The 1,559-nt window shown below is 44.1% G+C and carries 4 protein-coding genes; all 4 read left to right on the top strand.

Annotation, left to right across the window (positions count from 1 at the left end; genetic code table 11):
* Positions 1-469: PDDEXK nuclease domain-containing protein (locus P5683_RS24715; RefSeq protein ID WP_315641189.1), on the top strand; the 469-nt coding region annotated here is incomplete at its 5' end.
* Positions 466-1,044 carry a restriction endonuclease subunit S gene (locus P5683_RS24710; RefSeq protein ID WP_006621085.1) on the top strand — a complete coding sequence of 193 codons (579 nt, stop codon included), beginning with the start codon at positions 466-468 and terminating at the stop codon, positions 1,042-1,044. The genes P5683_RS24715 and P5683_RS24710, both read left to right, overlap by 4 nt.
* 128 nt (positions 1,045-1,172) lie before the next feature.
* A complete protein-coding gene (locus P5683_RS24705; RefSeq protein WP_081587642.1) occupies positions 1,173-1,286 on the top strand; it encodes a type II toxin-antitoxin system RelE/ParE family toxin in 114 nt (37 codons plus the stop codon).
* A gap of 9 nt (positions 1,287-1,295) precedes the next feature.
* Positions 1,296-1,559, top strand: a 264-nt coding sequence (locus tag P5683_RS24700; RefSeq protein ID WP_315642532.1) for a HigA family addiction module antitoxin, incomplete at its 3' end; no start/stop codon positions are given.

The following is a 1,559-nucleotide window of genomic DNA, read 5'->3' as shown; positions in this document are numbered from 1 at the left end:
GGAGGCTCAGGAGCGTGAAATAGAAAGGGCATTAGTTAAGCACGTTACACAATTTTTGTTGGAGTTGGGTGCAGGATTTGCTTTTGTGGGTCGTCAGGTGTTGCTGCAAGTGGGTGAGGAGGAGTTTTTTATTGATCTGTTGTTTTATCATCTGAAATTGCACTGCTATGTTGTGATTGAACTGAAAGCGGACAAGTTTAAGCCTGAGCATTTGGGGCAGTTGGGGTTTTATATGACGGCGGTGGATAGGCAAATGAAGGCTAAAGAGGATGGGGTTACGATCGGTTTGTTGTTGTGCAAAAGCAAGGATAAGGTGGTGGCTGAGTATGCTTTGGGAGATAAAAGCCAGCCTATGGGTATTGCGGAATATAAGTTATTGGAATCTTTGCCTGTTCCGTTACAAACTCAATTGCCGAGTATTGAAGAGATTGAGCGGGAATTGATGGGGTTTGATGGAGGTGTGGGATGAGCGGTAGGAATTTCCTGGGGAGGCTGTTAGATGGGGCGGCGGTGGAGTGGAATACCTTGGGGGAGATTGCTGAGATCAATACTGGACAGAAGCCAACTGAAATTTTTGATAACGCGACAGATTATGATTACATTAACGCAGGAACAACTAGATCTGGATATACCGCAAGCAGCAATTGCGAAGGCGACACAGTTACAACGCCATATCGAGGTCAAGGGGGAATTTGCTATGTTGGATATCAAAAGACCCCGTTTTGGTTGGGGCCGTTATGCTACAAGCTACGATCAACAGATGAAGCTCTACTCATCAACAAATATCTTTTCTATTTTCTTCAGTCAGAAAGCGATCTGCTTTTAGGTCTAAAAAAAGAAGGGGGAGTGCCCGCAGTCAATAAGTCCGATTTGGCTAAATTAGAAATCCCGATCCCACCCCTTGCCATTCAAGCCGAAATCGTGCGGATTTTGGACACTTTTACAGCGTTGACCGCCGAACTGACCGCCGAACTGAGCGATCGCCAAAAACAATATAACTACTACAGCGATTTACTGCTCACCTTTCCTAAAACGGAGGCATAGATGACTAACTACAAGGCGATCGCCCAATCCAATAACGCGATCATGCTGGCTCAACTTCCATCTCTCGGAAAAGAAAGAATTTTTTCTGAGAAATTTGCGCTTGACGTTTAACGTGACTCGTTGAACGCTTGGTAGGCAGTAGAATCGGTCAGTATAGTATCCGAATTAATGACCAATGGAGAATTTGCTTTGGGTGGAAAGATGGGGATGCAACAGATGTAGAAATTGTTGACTATCACTGAGGTGGAATCATGACAAAAAATAAATTAGATAAATTGACCCCTGTACATCCTGGCGAAGTCCTGTTAGAAGAATTTCTCAAGCCCATGAATCTGAGTCAAAATCAGGTTGCTCTAGCCTTGCGTGTACCTGCACGTCGAATTAATGAAATTATTCACGGTAAACGTAGAATTACGGCAGATACAGCCCTACGTTTAGCCTATTATTTCAATATGTCCGCCCGGTTTTGGATGGGTTTGCAAATGGATTATGATCTGGATGTAGCTGAAGATGCA

Source organism: Limnospira sp. PMC 1279.21 (assembly GCF_032349615.1).
In the GTDB taxonomy this organism is placed as follows: Bacteria; Cyanobacteriota; Cyanobacteriia; order Cyanobacteriales; family Microcoleaceae; genus Limnospira; species Limnospira fusiformis.
This window is presented reverse-complemented; position numbering and strand designations above follow the sequence as displayed.

What these genes read in the sequence shown, in the direction of transcription:
- P5683_RS24710 (WP_006621085.1), top strand. Translation starts at nt 466, where the DNA reads ATGAGCGGTAGGAATTTCCTGGGGAGGCTGTTAGATGGGGCGGCGGTG.